Raw genomic sequence first — 21,077 nt, 5'->3', positions numbered from 1 at the left:
GCGCCGCAACAATGCGCGCGGTCAGTCCGGCGCCAGCGCGATCATCAGGCCGCGCGCCGCCGCCAGCCGTGCGCTGGCATCGGCCAGTTCCAGCGTCAGCCGCAGTTTGTTCGGCCCGTCCATCCGGTAGAGGTTGGGCTGGCCCTGGATCAGCTTGATGATTGCCATCGGGTCGACGTTGGGTTTCTCGACAAATTGCACGCGGCCACCCTTTTCGCCGATGTCGAGCTTGCTGATGCCCAGCGCGGTGGCCTGCAGCTTCAGTTCGGCGACCGCGAACAGGTGCTTGGCCGGGTCCGGCAGCAGGCCGAAGCGGTCGATCATCTCGACCTGCAATTCGCGCAGGTCGTCGTTGTCGCGGGCGCCGGAGATGCGCTTGTACAGGGTCAGGCGGGTGTGGACGTCGGGCAGGTAGTCTTCGGGGATCAACGCCGGTACGTGCAGCTCGACCTCGGCGCCGCGGATGCTCTGGCCGTCGACGTCGGGCAGCTCGCCGCGCTTGATCGAGCGCACCGCGCGTTCCAGCAACTCGGTGTAGAGGCTGAAGCCGACCTCAGCCATCTGGCCGCTCTGGTCTTCGCCGAGCAATTCGCCGGCGCCGCGGATCTCGAGGTCGTGGGTGGCCAGGGTGAAGCCGGCACCGAGTTCGTCCATCGATGCGATCGCGTCCAGCCGCTTCTTCGCATCGGCGGTGATCGAGCGGTGGTCGGGCACCACCAGGTAGGCATAGGCGCGGTGGTGGCTGCGGCCGACGCGACCGCGCAACTGGTGCAGCTGGGCGAGGCCGAACTTGTCGGCGCGGTTCATGATGATGGTGTTGGCGTTGGGGATGTCGATGCCCGACTCGATGATGGTCGTGCACAGCAGCACGTTGAAACGCTGCTTGTGGAAGTCGAGCATCACCCGTTCCAGCTCGCGCTCGGGCATCTGGCCATGGGCGATGCCGATGCGCGCCTCCGGCACCAGCTCCTGCAGCTCGCGCTGCATCCGGCCGATGCTCTCGACGTCGTTGTGCAGGAAGTAGACCTGGCCGCCGCGCGAGATCTCGCGCTGGAACGCCTCGCGCAACTGGCTGTCGTCCCACGGCACGACGAAGGTCTGCACCGCCATCCGGTGCGCCGGCGGAGTGGCAATGATCGACAGGTCGCGCAGGCCCGCCATCGCCATGTTGAGGGTGCGCGGGATCGGGGTCGCGGTGAGCGTCAGCAAATGGACGTTGGCGCGCAGGGCCTTGAGCGCCTCCTTCTGGCGCACGCCGAAGCGCTGCTCTTCGTCGACGATGACCAGCCCGAGGTCCTTGAACTTCACGTCTTTCTGCAGCAGCCGGTGGGTGCCGACGATGACGTCGATCTCGCCGCGCGCGGCCTTCTCCAGCTCGGCCTTGATCTCCTTCGCCGTCTTGAAGCGCGACAGCACCTCGACCTTGAGTGGCCAGTCGGCGAAGCGATCGCGGAAGTTGCGGTAGTGCTGCTCGGCCAGCAGCGTGGTCGGCACCAGCACCGCGACCTGCTTGCCGGCCGCGGCCGCGGCGAACGCGGCGCGCACCGCGACCTCGGTCTTGCCGAAGCCGACGTCGCCGCAGACCACCCGGTCCATCGGCTGGCTCGATTGCAGGTCGCGCACCACCGCCTCGATCGCGGCGAGCTGGTCGGGGGTTTCCTCGAACGGGAAGCCGGCCGCGAACGGCTCGTACATCGCCCGGTCCAGCTCGATCGCGAGGCCCGCGCGGGCCTGCCGCTTGGCCTGGATCTCCAGCAGTTCGGCGGCGACGTCGCGGACCTTTTCCTGCGCCTTGCGCTTGGCCTTGGTCCACTGCTCGCCGCCGAGCGAATGCAGCGGCGCAGTCTCGACCGAGGCGCCGGAGTAGCGGTTGATCAGGTGCAACTGCGCGACCGGCACGTACAGGCGGTCGCCCTTGGCGTACTCGATCTCGACGTATTCGTTTTTCTCGCCGCCGGCCTCCAGCGTGATCAGCCCGCGGTAGCGGCCGACGCCGTGGTCCTCGTGGACGATAGGTGCGCCTTCGGACAACTCGCCGAGGTCGCGGATGATCGCCTCGGGTTCGCGGCCGACGCGCTTGCGCCGGCGCGGCTGGCTGGCACGCTCGGGGAACAGCTGGCGTTCGGTCAGCGTGGTGAGTTGCGGCTGGTCGAGCACGAAGCCGTTGTCGAGCGGCGCGACCGCGATCGCGAAGCGCGTGTCTGCCGCGGCGAACGCCGGCCAGTCCGGCAACACCTGCGGTTGCAGCGACGCGCCCTGCAGGATTTCCAGCAGCGCCTCGCGCCGCCCCGGCGAATCGGCCGCCACCAGCACCCGGCCCGGATAGTTGTCGAGGAAGGACTTCAACGCCTCGGCCGGGACGTGGTCGCGCGCGGTGATCGGCAGGTCCGGTGCCGGCTGGCTGGCCAGCACGTGGGCGCGTTCGCGCTGCGGATGGGCTTCGCCGCAGACCTCGACGCGCTCGCCCTGGTTGAGCCGCTCGCGCAGCGCGGCCGGCGACAGGTACAGCGCGTCGGGCGGCAGCAGCGGGCGTTCGAGGTCGTGGCGGCGCTGCTCGTAGCGGTCGCCCGTGTGGGTCCAGAACTGCTCGGCCGCCTCCAGCGCGCCCTCGCCGAGCAGCGGCAGGGCGTTGTCGCCGAGGTAGTCGAACAGGGTCGCGGTCTGCTCGAAGAACAGCGGCAGGTAGTACTCGATGCCCGACGGCGCGGTGCCGGTCTTGAGGTCCTGGTACAGCGCGCTGCGACGGGTGTCGAGGTCGAAACGTTCGCGCAGCGCGTCGAGTGCGCGCTTCAGCGACGCCTCGTCGAGCGGCAGCTCGCGGCCCGGCAGCAGGTGCACCGCGTCGATCTTGTCGAACGAGCGCTGGGTCTCCGGATCGAAGCCGCGGATGGTATCGATCTCGTCGTCGAGCAGCTCGACCCGGAACGGCTGGTCGGCGCCCATCGGGTAGACGTCGAGCAGCCCGCCGCGCACCGCGAAGTCGCCCGGATCGAGCACCTGCGGCACGTGGCGATAGCCGGCAGATTCCAGACGGCGCTTCTCGGCATCGAGATCCAAGCGCTGGCCGACCTGTACGTCGAAGCTGCCACCGACCACGTGGCGCAACGGCGCCAGGCGTTGCAGCAAAGTCTGCACCGGCACCACCACGATGCCGCGCTTGAGCGTCGGCAGCCGATGCAGCGTCGACAACCGCTGGCTGACGATTTCCGGGTGCGGGCTGAAGTGGTCGTAGGGCAGGGTTTCCCAGTCCGGGAAGGGCAGCACCGGCGTGGCGCCCGTGGACGCGGCGGCCTCGCAGAGCAGGGTCCGCAGGTCGGCTTCGAGCTGGTGCGCGGCGTGGTTGTCGCGCGCGATCACCAGCAGCGGGCCGTCGTGGGCAGCGGCCGCGCGGGCGACGTGGAAGGCTAGCGCCGAAGGCGAGGCCGGCGCACGCCACCAGGCGCGCTGCTGGCCCGCTTGGGGCAGCGGCGGGGTAGGGAAAGTGGGGGGTGTCATCAGCCGGCAATTTTAGCCGATGCGGCCGTGTTCCGCTGCGCGCCGCCTTGGTAGGAGCGGCTTCAGCCGCGATCGGGAGCCGGCCCGAGCGAACGGTTTCAAATCGCGGCTGAAGCCGCTCCTACGCCCCGAAGAGCGTCATAACGGCTTGTCGAGGTGCAGGACCACCCGGATCAGGCTGTCGTTCTGCGACTCGCGTTCGAAACCCAGCGACTTCGCCAGTGCCAGCATCGGCAGGTTGTGCTCGAACACGTCGCCGTAGATCCGCTCCAGCTTCTTGCTGCGCGCCCACTTGACCAGCCGGGTCATCAGATAGCGGCCCAGGCCCATGCCCTTGATGTAGCGGCTGACCAGGATGGCGAACTCGCCGGCACGCCCGTCCGGATCGACCACGATCCGCGCCACGGCGCCCACCAGTGCCTCGCCGGGCGGCAGCGGCTCGGCCGCCACCAACGCGAATTCGCTCTTGGGACTGACCCGGGTGAAGCGCTCGGCCATCTCCGGGCTCAACTCCTGCAGCGAGTGCAGGAACCGCTGCCGCACCTCGTCGGGCTGCAGCAGGCCGAAGCCGGCGCGCAAGGGCTCGGCATCTTCGGGCCGGATGGGACGGATCAATACTTCGCGCCCGTTGGGCAGCGTCTGGCGCTCGTGCCAGGGAGGGAGACGTTCGCGCGCGGTCATGGCCGGATAGTGGCATACCAAATGTAAACAGCGCCTTCATTCCGCGCTCACGCCGTCGCCGGTTTTGGGCTGCACGACGATGGGACATTCGCGGACCGGTGCTAGACTCGCGCCGCTTACAGACTCGGGAATTCCAGCATGGCCGGTGGTGGTGATTCGACCCGTGCGATCTTCTTCGCGCTTGGCGCGAACTTCGCGATCGCGGTCGCCAAGGGCGTGGCCGCATTCTTTACCGGGTCCAGCGCGATGCTGGCCGAGACCGTGCACTCGCTGGCTGATTGCGGGAACCAAGGCTTGCTGCTGCTCGGGATGAAACAGTCGAAGCGCCCGGCCACGCCGGAGTATCCGCTCGGTTACGGCAAGGCGATCTATTTCTGGTCGTTCCTGGTCGCGCTGATGCTGTTCACCGTCGGCGGCATGTTTTCGCTGTACGAGGGCATCCACAAATTGCAGGTGCACGAGGCGGTCGACATCAGCAAGCTGTGGTGGGCGGTCGGCGTGCTGGTATTCGGCATCGTGGTCGAGGGCATCTCGATGCGAGCGTGCCTGCAGGAGGTCAACAAGTCCCGCGGCCACCGTAGCCTGTGGCGCTGGTTCCGCGAGAGCCGCCAGGCGGAACTGGTGGTGATCTTCGGCGAGGACCTGGCGGCGTTGCTCGGCCTGGTGTTCGCGCTGGTCGCGGTCGCCCTGACCATGATTACCGGCAATCCACTGTGGGATGCGCTGGGCACGATCGCGATCGGCGCGCTGCTGATCATCGTGGCGGTGTTCGTCGCGATCGAGGTCAAGGCATTGTTGATCGGCCAGAGCGTCGATCCCGATCGCCAGCAGCAGATCCACCAGTTTCTCGACGGGCGTCCGGAAGTCGCCGAGACCATCAGCGTGCTGACCCTGCAGCTCGGCAACGACGTGATGGTGTCGGTGCAGGCATGCATGCGCGAGCGTGACAACGCGCGGGTGATGATCAACGAGATCAATGCCGTGGAGGTCGCGATGAAGCAGGCGTTCCCGGAAGTGCGCTGGAGTTTCTTCGAGCCGGAGGCGGGAACGGGCGGGCCTCCCTGACTTCGGTCCCGGCGGCGCTTCGGCAGTGCCGACGGGCAAACCGGCGGTTCGCGTGACGTTAACGGGCGCCTGTTCAGAATGGCCGGCTTTCCCGTTGACCCCACAGGATTGCCGTGCACCGACGCCAGCTCCTCAAGGCGGCCATCTGCTCCCCCGTCGTATGGGCCGGGGCAGCCATGCCGTGGGCGGCTGGTGCGCAACCAACGGGTGATGCCGGAGCGTTCAGCGCGGATATGGTCGGTCGGTTGGCACGCGGGTTGGCATCTGCGCCATTCGCGAGGGCACCCGACGATCTTCCGGCCTGGCTGTCAGGGGCCGATTACGACCGCTGGCGTGACATCCGCTTTCGCCCGGACGAGGCGTTGTGGCGCGGGCAGGACCGGGGCTTCGAACTGCAGTTCTTCCATCGCGGCTACCTCCACCGCGAGCGGGTCCGCATTGATGAAGTGGTCGACGGGAAGGTGGTCGAGGTCCGCTACCAGCCCGACCAGTTCGACTTCGGGAAAGACCCGCCCGGCGTCGCGGTGGACCCGTCGCTTGGTTTCGCAGGGTTCCGTGCGCATGCCGCGCTGAATACCCGGGAGTACCTCGACGAGGTCTGCGCGTTCCTTGGCGCCAGCTATTTCCGCGCGGTTGCACGCGGGCAGGTGTACGGGCTGTCGGCCCGGGGGCTGGCGCTGCGGACCGGCGACACCCGCGGCGAGGAGTTTCCGCGCTTCACCCGGTTCTGGATCGAGCGTCCGGCACCCGACGCCGGCCAACTGGTGGTCCACGCGCTGCTCGACGGGCCCTCGGCCAGCGGGGCATTCCGTTTCGTGATCACCCCGGGCGTGGAAACCGTTTTCGATGTCGACATGCGTCTGTACCCGCGGGTCGAGCTGGATGCGGTCGGGATCGCGCCGCTGACCAGCATGTACTACTTCGACTCGGCCGATCGCGCCGGGATCGACGACTTCCGCGACGCGGTCCACGACTCCGACGGGCTGGCCCTGCATGGCAAGGACGGTTCACTGTCCTGGCGCCCGCTGCAGAATCCACCGACCCTGCAGGAGAGCACCTTCGACGGCGCCCGCGGGTTCGGGTTGATGCAGCGCAAGCGCCGGTTCGAGGATTTCGGCGACAGCGAGGCGCGCTACCACGACCGGCCGAGCCTGTGGGTCGAGCCGGGCCGTGGCTGGGGCGACGGGCGGGTGCACCTGTTCGAGCTGCCGACCGCCGACGAATACCAGGACAACATCGTCGCGTTCTGGCGCCCGCGCAAACCGTTGAAGGCCGGCACCGAACACCGCTTCGCCTACCGCTTGCACTGGGGCCGGTCCCATCCGTGGCAGCCCGGCCTTGCGCGCGTCGCCCAGACCCGGGCCGGCGCCGGTGCCGATGGCCGCCGCCATTTCGTCATCGATTTCGACGGTGGCCCTTCCAACACCATCGACGCGCGAATCGAAGTGGCCAGCGATGCCGGCCAGATCGAAAACCCCGTGGTCGATGCGCGCGCCGGCGGCGGCTGGCGCGCGGCATTCCTGCTCGACCCGGATGATGCCGCGCTCGCCGAGCTGCGCCTGCGCATCGTCAACGCCCATGGCACCCCCCTTTCCGAAACCTGGTTGTATCGATGGATCCGATGAACACGACACCCACCCCGCGCGTGGATGCGCCCATGCTGCCTCCGGAAGCCCCGTTGGCGATGCCGTTGCAATCGCTGCGGGAAAGCGCCGACGCAGCGCGACGCCTGCCGGGTACGCCCGACACCATCGCCTGGCGGCGCCTGTGGGTATTCGGCGGCACCGCCGCGCTCACCGGGACCGCGACCGGGCAGTTGGGCTGGGCGTTGGCCGGCAACGGTCTTGCGCCGCTCGAGTACCTCGGCCTGGCGCTGTTCGCGGTGCTGTTCGTGTTCGTGGCGCAGAGCTTCATGAGCGCGCTGGCGGGGTTCGGCCGGATCGTGCACGGCTACCGTCGCCGCGAGCGGCTCGGGCTGGTGGACGGTGGTCCGTTGCCGCCGCTGCAGACCCGCACGGCGTTGCTGATGCCGACCTACAACGAGGATCCGGAGCGGCTGATGGCCGGCATGCAGGCGATCCATGAGTCGCTGATGCGTACCCGCCGCCTGGCCGATTTCGATTTCTTCATTCTCAGCGACACCACGAAACCGGAGATCCGCGAGCGTGAACTGGTGGCGTTCAACGCGCTGCGCCGGGAGGTCGGCGAGGACGCCCGGCTGTTCTACCGGCTGCGCCCCGACAACGTGGAACGCAAGGCCGGCAACATCGCCGAGTGGGTGCGCCGCTTCGGTGCCGCCTATCCGCAGATGCTGATCCTCGATGCCGACAGCCTGATGACGGGCAAGTCGATCGTCCGGCTTGCGATGGCGATGGAACGCAACCCGGGCGTGGGACTGATCCAGACCTTGCCGGTGGTGGTCAACGGCAGCACCGCGTTCGCGCGGATGCAGCAGTTCGCAGGCCGCGTGTACGGGCAGGTGCTGGCGGTGGGCAATGCGTGGTGGCACGGCACCGACGGCAACTACTGGGGCCACAACGCGATCATCCGCACGCGTGCGTTCGCGGAGCAGGCCGGCCTGCCGCCGCTGCCGGGACGCAAGCCGTTCGGCGGTGCGATCCTGAGCCATGATTTCGTCGAGGCGGCGCTGCTGCGCCGCGGCGGCTGGGCCGTGCACCTGGTGCCCGGCCTCGGTGGCAGCTACGAGGAGGGCCCGCCGTCGCTGACCGACATGCTGGTGCGCGATCGCCGCTGGTGCCAGGGCAACCTGCAGCATGCCGGCGTGCTGCCGGCCAAGGGCCTTCACTGGCTCAGCCGCTGGCACCTGATGACCGGCATCGGCCACTACATCACCGCGCCGATCTGGGCGATGCTGATCGTGATCGGCGTGCTGATGACGATGTCCAGCGGCGGGGTCCCGGTCGAGGCGGTGGATGCGTCCGGGAGCGGCCAGGCATGGCTGGCGCGCGAAGCGGCGGGACGGTTCCTGTGGGTGTTCGGTTTGACGATGACGTTGCTGCTCGGCCCGAAACTGTTGGGCTTCGTGTTGAACTTCGTCGATCCGTGGGCGCGGCGCGGCTGCGGTGGTGCTTGGCGCATGCTCGCAGGCCTGCTGCTGGAAACCCTGCTGACCACGCTGATGGCGCCGGTGACGATGTACGTGCAGTCGCGTGGCGTGCTGGAGGTGCTGGCCGGTCGTGATTCGGGCTGGGAAAGCCAGCGCCGCGACGATGGCACCCTGCCGTGGTCGGGCCTGGTCCAGCGCTATGGCGGCGTCACCGCGTGTGGCGTGGTGCTGGCGGTGGCGGCCTGGCTGGTCTCGCCGCCGCTCATGCTGTGGATGAGCCCGGTGCTGGCCGGCATGATCCTGTCGATCCCGCTGGTGGCAGTGACCTCGGCGCCTGCGCCGGGGCGCTGGTTGCGCGAGGTCGGCGTGTTCCGCACGCCGGAGGAAACCGCGCCGCCGCCGGTGCTTGCGCGCGCCCAGACGTTGCGCGGCAACCCGTGGATACGGCCGCGTCGGTTCGGGCAACTGCCGCTGCCGGAGGTCCCGCAATGGACACGCACGGCAGCAATGGTGTCGTCGGAATGGTTGCGGCAGAAAGGCGGTGCATTTGCCGCACGGCTGGAATCGCGGCGCTGAACCGGGCGACGCCGGCCAAGCGGTTACTCAGGCGGCAGGCTTGAGCCATTCCACCCGGGACGAGGCTCCGGCCTCGCCCAGCGCACCCTGCAGCAGCGGCAGCACCGAGGCCAGCGTCCGGTCGAGTTGCCAGGGCGGATTGAACAGCAACATGCCGCTGCCGTTCATGCGCAGTGGCGAATCGTCGGGGTGGATCATCAGTTCCGCCAGCAGCGACGATTTGGCCGGCACCGTGGCCGCGCGGCGCAGGAACGGTTGCAGCGAGCGCCGCCGCTTGATCGGATACCAGATCGCGTAGGTCGCCTGCGGCCAACGCGTCAGCGCCTCGCGCACGGCGCCGATGATGTGGTCGAACTCTTCCAGCTGCGCCTCGTACGGCGGATCGATCAGCACCAGTCCGCGGTTGAATTTGACCGTGCCGAGTTTCGGCGGCAGCAGCGCCTTCATCGCCGCATAGCCGTCGCGTGCGTGCACCGCGACGCGCGAGTCGCGCGCAAAGTTGCTTTTGAGCTGGGCGGCCTCCTCCGGCAACAGCTCGCAGACTGCGATGCGGTCGTCCTCGCGCAGGGCGTGCGCCAGCAGCCACGGCGAGCCGGGGTAGCTTGCGTGGCCGTGTTCGGCACGGCAGGCCCGGGTCGCGCCGAGATATCGCGCGATCGCCGGGTGCTTGGGCGCCTCCGCCAGCAGCCGGCCGATGCCGCCCTCGGCCTCGCCGGTGCGTTGCGCCGAGTTGCTGTCGAGCGCGTACAGCCCGCGCCCTGCATGGGTATCGAGCGCGAACACGGGCGTCGGCTTGGCCAGCAGCGCGTCGCAGACGGCCAGCAGCACGACGTGCTTGAGGACATCGGCGTGGTTGCCGGCGTGGAAGGCATGGCGGTAGTTCATCGCGACAGGGTATCCCGCCGATGGCGCCGGTGGCTGGCTTATCCTGTCGACGCCCCGCCATCGCGGCCGAATCCGGTTCCTGCCATGCCCCGAATCCTCCTGGTCGAAGATGAGCCGGCGATCGCCGACACTGTGCAGTACGCCCTGCGAGCGGAGGGCTTCGAGCCGGTGCATTGCCTGACCGGTGGGGAAGCGCTGCGGCGGGTGGCGACGGAAGACTTCGCACTGGCGGTGCTCGACGTCGGCTTGCCGGACATCGGCGGCTTTGCCCTGTGCCGGGAGCTGCGCCGCGGGCGCGAGCTGCCGGTGATCTTCCTGACCGCGCAGGGCGCCGAGGCCGATCGCATCCTCGGGCTGGAAATCGGTGCCGACGACTACGTGACCAAACCATTCTCGCCACGCGAGCTGGTCGCGCGGGTGCGGGTGGTGCTGCGCCGGGCCAGCGCCGCCGCGGCCGAGCGGCCGGCCACCACTGCCGGTTTCGTACACGACGCGGACGGCAAGCGCATCCGTTTCCGCGGCCAGCCACTGGACCTGACCCGCTACGAGTACGGCCTGCTTGCCGCGTTGCTGCAACGGCCCGGCGCGGTGCTGTCGCGGGCGCAGCTGATGGACCGGGTCTGGGGCGATGCGCTCGACAGCGGCGACCGCACGGTCGACACCCACATCAAGACCCTGCGCGCCAAACTGCGCGAGGTCGACGCCACTGCCGATCCGCTGCGCACGCATCGCGGCCTGGGGTATTCGCTCGATGCACGCTGAGGCGCGCGCAGGGGAGGGGGCCAAGTGAACATCGGCCTGCGGATCTTCCTCGGCTACTTCCTGATCGTCGCGCTGGCGGCGTTGCTGCTGGCGCAGGTGTTCGTCGAACAGGTCAAGCCCGGCGTGCGGCAGGCGATGGAGGACACCCTGGTCGACACCGCCAACGTGCTGGCCGAACTCGCGACCGACGACCTGGTCGCCGGCCGGATCGCGACCGGCCCGTTCGCCCGGCGCGTGCGCGAGGTGGCCGGTCGCGACTTCGGCGCCGAGATCTGGGGGTTCGACAAGCGCGCGGCCAGCTACCGGGTGTACGTGACCGACGCGCGCGGCACCGTGGTGTTCGACAGCAGCGAGGCGGAGTTGGGCGCCGACTACTCGCGCTGGAACGATGTGTATCTCACCCTGCGTGGCGAATATGGCGCGCGCTCCACCCGTGCCGATCCCGACGATCCAGATTCCACCGTTATGCATGTCGCCGCCCCGATCCACGACGCCAGCGGAGCGATCATCGGGGTGCTGACGGTGGCCAAGCCGAACCGCGCGCTGCAGCCCTTCATCGAGCGCAGCCAGGCCGTCGTGCTGCGTTGGGGCGCGGTGCTGATGGGCGTGGCGCTGCTGGTCGGGCTGGTGGCGGCGTGGTGGTTGTCGCGCCAGCTCGGCGGACTGCGCCGCTACGCGCATGCGGTGACCGCAGGCGAACGGGCCACCTTGCCTGCATCGGCCGGCGAGTTCGGTGAGCTTGGCGAGGCGCTGGAAACCATGCGCGTGCGACTGGAAGGCAAGCAGTACGTCGAGCAGTACGTGCACAGCCTGACCCATGAGATGAAGGGGCCATTGGCGGCCATCCGCGGCAGCGCGGAATTGCTGGAAGCACCGCTGCCGGACGCCGATCGCGTGCGCTTTGCCGACAGCATCCATGCCCAGAGCGAGCGGCTGGCACAGATGATCGACAAGCTGCTGGCACTCGCTGCAGTGGAGCATCGGCAACGGATCGAACAACCCCTTCCGGTCGACCCCGCGGAACTTGCAGCCGAGGTCGCGGAACTGTGTGCACCCGCAATCGCACGTTCGGACGTCGAACTGGAACTCCAGCTTGAGGACCTTGGCCGTATCGAAGGCGATGCGTTCCTGTTGCGGCAGGCGCTGGCGAACCTGGTAGGCAATGCGGTCGAGTTCGCACCGGCCGGAAGCGTGGTCGTGCTGCGACTGCGACGCGAGGAGGGCGATGCGGTGTTCGAGGTCACCGACCAAGGCCCCGGTATCCCCGACTACGCATTGCCACGGGTGTTCGAGCGTTTCTATTCGTTGTCGCGCCCCGATGGCGGCAGCCGCAGCAGCGGCCTGGGCCTGTGCTTCGTCGCCGAGGTGGCGGCCCTGCATGGCGGCCGTGCCGAACTCGCCAATCGCGAAGGTTGCGGTGCGGTCGCGCAGTTGATCGTCCCGCTGCGCTGAAGCCGGTCCGCCCGCCCGCGCACTTCACCCACGCTTCATCGTCGCGCCATCGTGCACGCACTGTCGCAGCCGATCCTGCCGGCCGTTGCCATGACAGGAGTGCGAGATGCGACTTTGGATGAGGATAGCGATGGTGCTGGGGCTGACCCTGGCGATCCTGGTGCCGCTGACAATGGTCCGCGGGGTGGTGCACGAGCGACAGGAGTATCGGCGCCAGGCAGTGGCCGACATCGCCCGCAGCTATGCGGGTGCGCAGACGTTCGCCGGACCGGTGCTGGTGGTGCCATACCAGGAGGAGATCGAGGTCGAGGAGGCCGACCGGTCCGGTATCGTCCGCACAGTGAACAAGACGGTGCAGCGGCGGTGGACGTTCTTCCCGAAGACCCTTGCGGTCGAGGGCCTGCTCAAGCCCGATATCCGTCGACTCGATCTGCATGAGGTCCGGGTGTACCAGTGGCACGGCACGGTCAAGGCCGGGTTCGAGGTCGCTATTCCCGCCGACGCCGGTACCGGAAGGCAGCGCCGGCTCGGGCAGCCCTACCTGAGCTACGCGATCTCCGACGTGCGTGGCGTGACCGTGCCGGTGTTGCGGGTGGACCGGCGGACGCGTGCGGTCGAAAAGGGCGGTGCGCCCGGTCACCATGGTCGCGAGGGCCTGCACGCGGTACTCGACGCGGTGCGGTCCGGGCAGGTGAGCACCGTGCAGACCGAACTCCAACTGGTGCTGGCGGGCACAGAGAGCCTCGCACTCGTGCCGCTGGGCGAGCAGAACAATTTCTCGTTGTCGTCGACCTGGCCCCACCCGCGCTTCGAGGGCCGCTCACCGCAGACCCGGATGATCGATGCCGACGGCTTCCGCGCCGGCTGGGACATCCCCGGCGTCGCCACCAACGCGCAGCAGGGTTACCTCGCGGCTCCCCGGTCCGATGACGGCGCGCGCGCGGCGAACACGCTGGCCGGCGTCGACACCGTCAGCGTGTCGCTGGTCGATCCGGTCGACGTGTACTCCAAGACCGACCGCGCGACCAAGTACGGCCTGCTGTTCGTGCTGCTGACCTTCATCGGGTTCTTCATCTTCGAGTTGACCAAGGCCTTGCCGATCCACCCGATCCAGTACGGCCTGGTCGGGCTGGCGCTGGCGATGTTCTTCCTGCTGCTGCTCAGCCTCAGCGAACACGTCGAGTTCGGCTGGGCGTACCTTGCCGCCGGTGTCGCCTGCATCGGGCTGATCACCTTCTACCTCAGCGCGGTGCTGCGCAGTGTCGTGCGCGCGCTCGGCTTCGCGGCGATGTTGTCGACGCTGTATGCGGCGCTGTACGGCCTGCTGGTGTCGGAGGACAACGCGCTGGTGCTCGGCGCCGGGCTGCTGTTCGTGGTGCTGGCGACGCTGATGACGGTGACCCGCAAGGTCGACTGGTACCAGTTGGGTGGGCGCGCGCCGTCGCCGGGCCGTCGTGGACCCGGCCTGCCGGGCGGGATGCCAGGGGACTGACCCGGATGGCGTGGCCGCTGGTCCGGGGGATTGTCGTTTACCGGACCATGCGGCACGGCCTCGTGCCACGGCGCACCGCCCAGATCATCCGCCGCCTGACGGGGACGTTGACCTTGCACACCTCCATGACTCCACTGACGGCGTTCGACCCGGCGAACGCCGGCCATCCCGCAAACCAGTTGCTGACCGTGCGTACGGTGGTCGGTGAGGCGATTGGCGCGCACGCCGCCGATATCGCCCGCCTGCGGTTGGCGGTGTTCCGCGAGTGGCCGTGCCTGCTTGAGGACGGTGCCGGTGGGGAAGACCGCCACCTGCAGGCCTGCACTGGCTCCTGGCGCAGCCTGGCGGTGCTGGTGTTCGACGCGGGCACGTTGGTGGGGGCATCGACCGGCCTGCCGCTGGCGGATGCGGCCGAGCCGATCCGGCAGCCCTTCGCCGCCGCGGGCGTGGATATCCAGCAGGTGTTCCATTGCGGTGGCTCGGCGTTGCTGCCGGCTTACCGGGGACGCGGGCTTGGCCATCGTTTTTTCGACGAGCGCGAGTCGCATGCGCGGATGCTGGGCGACTTCGACCAGATCGCATTCTGCGCGGTCGACCGCGCCGCCGACCACCCACGGCGTCCACCGTTCGGGCGTGGCAACGAGGCGTTCTGGCAGCGTCGCGGCTACCGGCCACGCACGGACCTGAAGGTCGCGATGGACTGGAACGAGGCCGGCGAGGGACGCGTCGCGCACACCCTGACCCCGTGGTTCCGGCCACTTGAACGCATGCGCTGACAGCCCCGGCGATGAGCGCTCAACCGCCCGGCAACATCCCGGGTGCCAGCCACAGCGACACCCCGGCCAATGCCGAGCCGATCATGCTGGCAGCCAGCACGTCGCTGGGGTAATGCAGCCCCAGCGCGACCCGCGAGGCGGCGACGCTGGCGGTGAAAGGCACCAGCAGCCATGCCAGCGACGGGTAGTGCGCGATCGCCACCAGGCTGAAGGCCACCGCGTGCAGGGTATGGCCCGAAGGAAAACTGAACTCGTCGATCGGCGCGACCCAGGCCTGGATGCGCCGGTCCGAGGCGAACGGCCGCGGCCGCCGCGTCCAGCGCTTGAGCAGCTTGTACAGAGTCAATGCGATGACACCGGTGGCCGCCAGGTGGGCGGATGCAACCAGGCCCTGGAAACCGTCGGCGACGACCATCATCGCCATCAATCCGTACCAGAACACCCCGTCACCCAACCGGCTGACCGCGGCGAAGTACTGGCGCGGGCGCGGTCCGCTGCAGGCCCGGTTGGCCCGCAGGCACCAGTTCGCCTCACCGGCCGCGAGGCGTTTGTGCCAAGGCGATTGGTTCATGGCGTCCACCGTGGACGAGTTGTTGCAACAGTGCATCGAAGTCGGCCGCGACCTGTTGTGGCCGGAGCTGGCTGACCGCGTCGACGCCCGCCCGCGACATCGCCGTGCGTGTGTCGTCGTCGGCGGCGAGTCGCACCGCGGCGGCGATGAATCCATCGTCATCGCCATCGGCGATCGCCGCGCCGTGCTCGCCATCGCGCAGATGTTCGCGAGTGGCGCCGTAGTCGAAGGCGACCGGCGGAACGCCGCTGGCCATCGCTTCCAGGGTCACGTTGCCGAAGGTCTCGCTGCGGCTCGGGAACAGGAACAGGTCGCCGCCCGCATAGTGCCGGGCCAGTGATTCGCCGCGCCGTACGCCGGTGAAGATGAAGTCCGGGTTGTCGGCCTCCAGCCTGGCCCGTGCGGGTCCGTCGCCGACCCATACGAAACGCGCGTCCGGCCGCACCTGCTGCACGCGACGGAACGCGCGCACGGCGAGGTCGAGGTTCTTCTCCGCGGCAAGCCGGCCTACGTGGAGCACCACCAGGTCGTGCGGCCCAACGCTCCATTCACCGCGCAGCGCGTTGTCGCGCCAACGCGGGTTGAAGCGCTCCGTATCGACCGCCCGCGGTAGCCGCTGTACCTGCCTGAAGCCCTGCAACTGCAGGAAGCCGGCGAGCTCCCGGGTCGGCACCAGCGTGGCATCGGCACGATTGTGGAATCGCCGCATCCAGCCCAGCGCAACCGGTGCCAGCCACGCGGCGCCGTAATCGCGCATGTACTGGTCGAAGCGGGTGTGGAAGCCGGTCGCGGCCGGGATGCCCAGGCGCCGTGCCGCCCGCAACGCCGACCAGCCCAACGGGCCTTCGGTGGCGATGTAGATCGCGTCCGGCGGGTCCGCCTTCCAGTGGCGCAGCAGCCTGCGGGTGGCCGGGACGCCGAACTGCAGGCCGGGGTAGCGTGGCAGGCGGACGCCGTGCACCAGCAGTTCGCCGGGGACTGGCGCGACGGCTTCGTGTCGCCGCGGCCGGACCACGTCGACGTCGTGTCCACGTGCGCGCAGCCCCTGCTCCAGTGCCTGCACGGTCAGGGCGACGCCGTTGACCTCGGGCGGATAGGTTTCGCTCACGATCGCGTAATGCATGCGCGGCTCCCCGGTTTGGGAAAGCATGCGCGCGCGGCATGTCACGCGGATTGCAGGGCGATGACGGTCGGATGACGCGTTACGGGGTGGTCTCGATCCGCAGCTTGATTCCCAGTGCCGCGATATCGTGCGGCTCGCCCTCCAGGTCGGCCTTCAGCAGCGGCCTGGCTTCCAGCCAGCGCTGGTCGAGGCTCAATGTGAGGTTTTCGCCGTCCACGTGGGCATCAAGGCGCGGGATCGGATCGGCTTCGTGGGCACGGTGCACCAGTACCGCCAGCCTCAGCAATGCGGCGCTGCGGCGGACCGCGGGCAAGAGACGATCGGGCAGGGCATCGAACGCGGACCTGGGCACCTTGCGCCGGTGGGTGCGCACCAGTGCGGCGAGGAACTGTTGCTGCTGGCGCGAGAAGCCGGAAATATCGGTGTGTTCGACCACGTAGGCGCCGTGCACCTGGTACTGGCTGTGGGCGATGGTCAGGCCCAGCTCGTGCAGGCGCGCGGCGCGGCTGAGCATCAGCCGGTCGTCGATGCCCAGTTGCCAGCCGTCGGCGACCTGGTCGAACAGCCGGAGCATCGTCGCCTCGACGCGTCCGGACTGGACCTTGTCGATGCCGTAGCGAAGCATCAGCGCCGCGACCGACGCATCGCGCGGATCGTCGACGCCGCCGCGGCCGAGCATGTCGTAGAGCACGCCCTCGCGCATCGCCGCCTTGCTGATCATCAGGCGCTGCAGGTCGAGAGCATCGAACGCGGCCTCGAGGATCAGCAGCCCGCCGGCAATGATCGGGCGACGGTCGGCGGACAATCCGGGCAGGTCGATCGCGTCGATCCGGCCGGCCTGGAGCAGGCGGTCGCGCACCTGCGGCAGTGCCTCGGCGGTGACTGCGCCCTTGGTCAACTTCATCGCCGCGCAGATGTCGCCGATGGCCTTGTTGGTGCCGGAAGCGCCGATCGCGTCGGTCCACCCGAGCGCACGGTAGGCCGCGGCGAACTGCTGGAATTCAGCGGTGACCTCGACCAGTGCCTCGCGCCAGCGACGCCGGGTAAGCTTGCCGTCGCCGAAGAAGCGCATCGTGCTGGCCACGCAGCCCAGTTGCAGGCTCTCGCGTTCGATCGCCTCGAAGCCGCTGCCGATGATGCATTCGGTGGAACCGCCGCCGATATCGATCACCAGCCGCAACTCGTCCGGCTTGGACGGCTGCGCGTGTGCCACGCCAAGGTAGATCAGGCGCGCCTCCTCACGGCCGGCGACCACTTCGATGGCGTGGCCGAGTGCGCTCTCGGCCGGCATCAGGAACGATTGCGGCGAGGCCAGCCGGCGCACGGTGTTGGTCGCGATCGCGCGGACCTGCTGCGGCGGGATGTCGCGGATGCGCTGGCCGAACCGCGACAGGCATTCGAACGCACGCTGCCGCACCTCGGCCGACAGGTGGCCGCGACCGTCCAGGCCCTCGGCCAACCGCACCTGTTCGCGCAACCGGTCGACCACGCGCAACTGGCCCAGCAGGTACTGCGAGACCACCATGTGGAAGCTGTTTGATCCGAGGTCGACCGCGGCGAGCAGGTCGCCGTCCTGCAATGGCAGGGCGGCGCTCGGGAAGATGTCCGTCATCGCGGAATGATCCTTCATCCGCAAAGCTTGGCCAACAGGCAGGCCTGCCCGGAATGCGGCGCGGCGTCATCGTGCGGCTCGATCCGGGTGTAGCTGCCGTCGGGTTGCAGCGCCCAGGCATTGAGGTTGTCGGCGAGGTAGTTCGACAACACTTCCTCGTGCACGCGGACGGCGAGCCCGGGGTCGAGGATCGGGAAGCAGGTCTCGACCCGGCGCAGCAGGTTGCGTTCCAGCCAGTCGGCGCTCGCACCGAACAGTTCGGGCGCGCCGTCATTGCCGAACCAGTACACGCGGCTGTGCTCGAGGAAGCGCCCGACGATCGAACGCACCCGGATGTTGTCGCTCACCCCCGGCACGCCGGGTCGCAGGGTGCAGGCGCCGCGTACGATCAGGTCGATCTGCACGCCGGCCTGCGAGGCGCGGTAGAGCGCACTCACCACGCGAACCTCGTTGAGGGCATTCATCTTGGCGATGATGCGCGCAGGCCGACCGGCCTGCGCGTGGGCGGTTTCGCGCTCGATGCGCTGCAGCACCCCGGCATGCAGGGTGAATGGTGATTGCAGCAGGCACTTGAGCTTGAGCCGCGGCGCGAGCCCGGACAGTTGCTGGAAGATCAGGTGGACGTCGTTGCCGATGTCGGGGTTGGCGGTGACCAGGCCGATGTCGGTGTACTGCCGCGCGGTGCCGGCATGGTAGTTGCCGGTGCCCAGGTGCACGTAGCGTCGCAGGCGCGCGCCCTCGCGGCGCACCACCAGCAGCATCTTGGCGTGGGTCTTGTAGCCGACCACGCCGTACACCACCTGCACCCCGGCCTCCTGCAGGCGGTCGGCGAAACCGAGGTTCGCCTCCTCGTCGAAGCGCGCGCGCAGCTCGACCACCACGGTCACGTCCTTGCCCTTGCGCGCGGCCTGGACCAACTGCTCGACGATCTGCGAATCCTTGCCCGAGCGGTACAGCGTCTGCTTGATCGCCAGCACGCTGGGGTCTTCGGCCGCCTGTCGCAGCAGTTCCAGCACCGGCGTGAACGCGTCGAACGGATGGTGCAGCAGCACGTCGCCGCGCGACACGGTATCGAACATGCTGTCGCTGCCGGGCAACGGCCGCGGCTGGAACGGCGGGAACTTCAGGTCGGGCCGCTGGACCAGGTCGTACACCTGGATCACCCGGTTGAGGTTGACCGCCCCATCGATCCGGTAGACCGCGTTGGCGGGCAGGTCGAAGTTGTCCAGCAGCGTGCGCACGATCGGCTCGGGGCACTGCTCGGCGATCTCCAGCCGCACCGCGCGCAGGTAGCCGCGGCCGACCAGTTCGTCGCGCAGGGCCAGCGCGATGTTGCCGACTTCCTCCTCGTCGACCAGAAGCTCCGAGTTGCGGGTCACCCGGAACTGGTATGCACCTTCGACCTCCATGCCCGGGAACAGCTCGTCGACGAAGGTCGACAGCACGCTGGAGAGGAACACGAAGTCGTGCGGGCCGCCGCTCACCGATTCGGGGATCTGGATGATGCGCGGCAGCGAGCGCGGCGCGCGCACGATCGCCAGGTTGCCCTCGCGGCCGAACGCGTCGCGGCCGTGCAGCACCACCACGATGTTGAGCGACTTGTTGAGGATCTTCGGGAACGGATGTGCCGGGTCCAGGCCCAGCGGTGACAGCACCGGCATGACCTCGTCGCGGAAGTAGTCGCGCAGCCAGCGGGACTGCGCGGGGTTCCAGTGGTCGCGCGAGAGCACGCGCACGCCGGCCTTGTTCAGGGCGGGTCGCAGCATGTCGTTCCAGCAGTCGTACTGCGCGCCGACCAGTTCCGCCGCGCGGTCGTGGATGCGCCCCAGCACGGTGGCCGGCGCAAGCCCGTCGGGGCCGGCCACCAGCCCGAGGTCGTGCGCGTGGCGCAGGGTGCCGGCGCGGATCTCGAAGAACTCGTCGAGGTTGGTGCAACTGATGCACAGGAACTTCAACCGTTCCAGCAGCGGCACCTGCGGATCCTGGGCCTGGGCGAGGACACGGAAGTTGAAGTCCAGTTGCGACAGTTCGCGATTGAAGTACAGCGTCGGGTCGCGCCACGGATCGTCGTCGTTGCCGTGCGCCGGCTCGGACGGGGCTGGCGTCTCCGTCGCCTGGCTGACGTTGTCCCGGGTTCCGGCCGGGTTTGCGGTCGTGTCATCGGGACGGGTCATGCATGCGCCTCCGCGCGTCCGGTATCGGCGTCACCTGCATCGCGCGGACGGATGCGCTCACTGCCGAAGTGGCAGGCGAAGGTGCTGCCACGGCCGACTTCGCTGGTGATCTCCAGCCGGGCCTGGTGCAGGTTGAGGATGTGCTTGACGATCGCCAGGCCCAGCCCGGTGCCGCCACTTTCGCGCGAGCGGCTGGTCGATACCCGGTAGAAGCGCTCGGTGATCCGCGGCAGGTGCGCGGCCGGGATGCCGTAGCCGCTGTCGCTCACTTCCAGCGCCACGCCCCGGCCCGCACGCAGGAACCGGATGCCGATCTCGCCGCCGGCAGGGGTATAGCGGACGGCATTGCTGACGAGGTTGGAGAACGCGCTGTGCAATTCCTTGTTGGAACCGAACAGGTCGACCGTCGCGCTGTCCTCGACGTTGATCCGGTGCCTGCCCTGGCTCAGCGCGATGGCCTCGCGCCGCAGCGTGTTGAGCACCGGCGCCATCGCGACGGTCTCCTCGGCCGACAGGGTGCCCTGCGATTCCAGTCGCGACAGCGTCAACAGGTCTTCCACCAGTTGGGTCATGCGCTGCGACTGGCGCTGCATTTCGTTGAACATAGGCTGCCATTCCGGCAGGTCTTCCTGCTCGATCATGTCCAGGTAGCCATGGATCACGGTCAGTGGCGTGCGCAGTTCGTGCGAGACATTGGCGACGAAGTCGCGACGCATCTGCTCCAGTTGCAGCAGCCGGGTGACGTCGCGTGCGACCAGCAGCCACAGGTTTTCCGAGTAGGGGATCAGGCGCAGGCTCAGCGTGGTCGAGCTGTTGAGCGGCGACGGTGTTTCCAGCGCTTCGGCATTGCGGCCACCGGCCAGCCAGTGCGCAAGTGGCAGTGGCTGCAGGCGCTGCACCAGCGGTGCATCGATGTCGTCGGGATAGTGCAGGCCCAGCAGCGGCGTGCTGGTCTCGTTGAACCACTGGATGCGCTGGCTGTTGCGGTCCACCACCACGATCGCGTCCGGCAACGCGGCGGCCGCGGCGCGATAGGCGCGCAGCATCTCGACCAGGCGGCGCTTGCGTCCCCGCATCTCGACCTGGCCGCGATGCAGCAGGCGGTCGAGTTCATTCCAGACCCCGATGCCGTCCGGCGGTGCGTAGCGTTGGCGGGCGGTCAGGCGGCCGAGCACGCGGTGCAGCCGCCAGTAGTGCCAACCCACCACGCCCAGCGCGACGATCGCCAGCACCTGCCATGGATAGCCGATCACGATACCGAGCACGGCCGCGCCCACCAGGACCACGAAGAGCAGGCCGAGGGTCCGGAACCAGGCGGTGCGGGCGTGCGGAGGCATGGATCGAGT

At 68.8% G+C, this 21,077-nt stretch carries 14 protein-coding genes and 1 pseudogene; 7 read left to right on the top strand and 8 right to left on the bottom strand.

Features of this window, described 5'->3' with window-relative positions:
- Positions 1-21 precede the first annotated feature (21 nt).
- Positions 22-3,495, bottom strand: a complete 3,474-nt coding sequence (mfd, locus tag ACT9F5_RS04625; protein ID WP_445118733.1) for a transcription-repair coupling factor — start codon at positions 3,493-3,495, stop codon at positions 22-24.
- Positions 3,496-3,633: 138 nt separating this feature from the next.
- Positions 3,634-4,176 (bottom strand): GNAT family N-acetyltransferase, encoded by a 543-nt coding sequence (locus tag ACT9F5_RS04620; protein WP_445118732.1) that lies wholly within the window; start codon positions 4,174-4,176, stop codon positions 3,634-3,636.
- 138 nt (positions 4,177-4,314) lie between these two features.
- Here ACT9F5_RS04620 and ACT9F5_RS04615 point away from each other — a divergent pair, with 138 nt between their 5' ends.
- The 3 genes and pseudogenes from ACT9F5_RS04615 to mdoH all read left to right on the top strand — a co-directional run.
- Complete coding sequence (locus tag ACT9F5_RS04615) at positions 4,315-5,241, top strand: cation diffusion facilitator family transporter (RefSeq protein WP_445118731.1); 927 nt, start codon at positions 4,315-4,317, stop codon at positions 5,239-5,241.
- Positions 5,242-5,498: 257 nt separating this feature from the next.
- The gene (locus ACT9F5_RS04610) at positions 5,499-6,866 is read left to right on the top strand and encodes a glucan biosynthesis protein (RefSeq protein WP_445118730.1); all 1,368 of its coding nucleotides are present in this window, start codon (positions 5,499-5,501) and stop codon (positions 6,864-6,866) included.
- Positions 6,854-8,758, top strand: a pseudogene (gene mdoH / locus ACT9F5_RS04605) (glucans biosynthesis glucosyltransferase MdoH); the annotation flags it as partial. The gene ACT9F5_RS04610 and the pseudogene mdoH, both read left to right, overlap by 13 nt.
- A gap of 153 nt (positions 8,759-8,911) precedes the next feature.
- Here mdoH and ACT9F5_RS04600 read toward each other — a convergent pair.
- Entirely contained in the window at positions 8,912-9,769 is an 858-nt protein-coding gene (locus ACT9F5_RS04600) for a 23S rRNA (adenine(2030)-N(6))-methyltransferase RlmJ (protein WP_445118729.1), read from the bottom strand.
- Between the two features lie 84 nt (positions 9,770-9,853).
- Here ACT9F5_RS04600 and creB point away from each other — a divergent pair, with 84 nt between their 5' ends.
- The 4 genes from creB (at position 9,854) to ACT9F5_RS04580 (ending at position 14,251) form a co-directional block, all read left to right on the top strand.
- Positions 9,854-10,531 carry a two-component system response regulator CreB gene (gene creB / locus ACT9F5_RS04595; protein WP_445118728.1) on the top strand — a complete coding sequence of 226 codons (678 nt, stop codon included), beginning with the start codon at positions 9,854-9,856 and terminating at the stop codon, positions 10,529-10,531.
- A 24-nt stretch (positions 10,532-10,555) separates the two neighbouring features.
- Positions 10,556-11,983 carry a two-component system sensor histidine kinase CreC gene (gene creC / locus ACT9F5_RS04590; RefSeq protein ID WP_445118727.1) on the top strand — a complete coding sequence of 476 codons (1,428 nt, stop codon included), beginning with the start codon at positions 10,556-10,558 and terminating at the stop codon, positions 11,981-11,983.
- A 106-nt stretch (positions 11,984-12,089) separates the two neighbouring features.
- Entirely contained in the window at positions 12,090-13,475 is a 1,386-nt protein-coding gene (gene creD / locus ACT9F5_RS04585; RefSeq protein ID WP_445118726.1) for a cell envelope integrity protein CreD, read from the top strand.
- A 125-nt stretch (positions 13,476-13,600) separates the two neighbouring features.
- Positions 13,601-14,251, top strand: coding sequence for a GNAT family N-acetyltransferase (locus ACT9F5_RS04580; RefSeq protein ID WP_445118725.1), 651 nt, complete (start codon positions 13,601-13,603; stop codon positions 14,249-14,251).
- Positions 14,252-14,270: 19 nt separating this feature from the next.
- Here ACT9F5_RS04580 and ACT9F5_RS04575 read toward each other — a convergent pair whose 3' ends face one another.
- The 5 genes from ACT9F5_RS04575 to phoR form a co-directional block, all read right to left on the bottom strand.
- A complete protein-coding gene (locus tag ACT9F5_RS04575) occupies positions 14,271-14,822 on the bottom strand; it encodes a phosphatase PAP2 family protein (protein ID WP_445118724.1) in 552 nt (183 codons plus the stop codon).
- Positions 14,782-15,945 carry a glycosyltransferase gene (locus ACT9F5_RS04570; RefSeq protein ID WP_445118723.1) on the bottom strand — a complete coding sequence of 388 codons (1,164 nt, stop codon included), beginning with the start codon at positions 15,943-15,945 and terminating at the stop codon, positions 14,782-14,784. Before ACT9F5_RS04570 ends, ACT9F5_RS04575 begins: the two co-directional genes overlap by 41 nt.
- A gap of 79 nt (positions 15,946-16,024) precedes the next feature.
- On the bottom strand, positions 16,025-17,557 hold the full coding sequence (gene ppx, locus ACT9F5_RS04565) for an exopolyphosphatase (protein WP_445118722.1): 1,533 nt from the start codon (positions 17,555-17,557) through the stop codon (positions 16,025-16,027).
- Between the two features lie 14 nt (positions 17,558-17,571).
- Complete coding sequence (gene ppk1 / locus ACT9F5_RS04560; protein WP_445118721.1) at positions 17,572-19,731, bottom strand: polyphosphate kinase 1; 2,160 nt, start codon at positions 19,729-19,731, stop codon at positions 17,572-17,574.
- Positions 19,728-21,068 (bottom strand): phosphate regulon sensor histidine kinase PhoR, encoded by a 1,341-nt coding sequence (gene phoR / locus ACT9F5_RS04555; protein ID WP_445118720.1) that lies wholly within the window; start codon positions 21,066-21,068, stop codon positions 19,728-19,730. The genes ppk1 and phoR overlap by 4 nt, the downstream gene beginning before the upstream one ends.
- Between the last annotated feature and the right edge of the window lie 9 nt (positions 21,069-21,077).

It is taken from the genome of Lysobacter sp. F6437 (genome assembly GCF_052547215.1).
The sequence above is the reverse complement of the archived record's forward strand: the minus strand, read 5'-3'. Positions and strand labels throughout refer to the sequence as shown.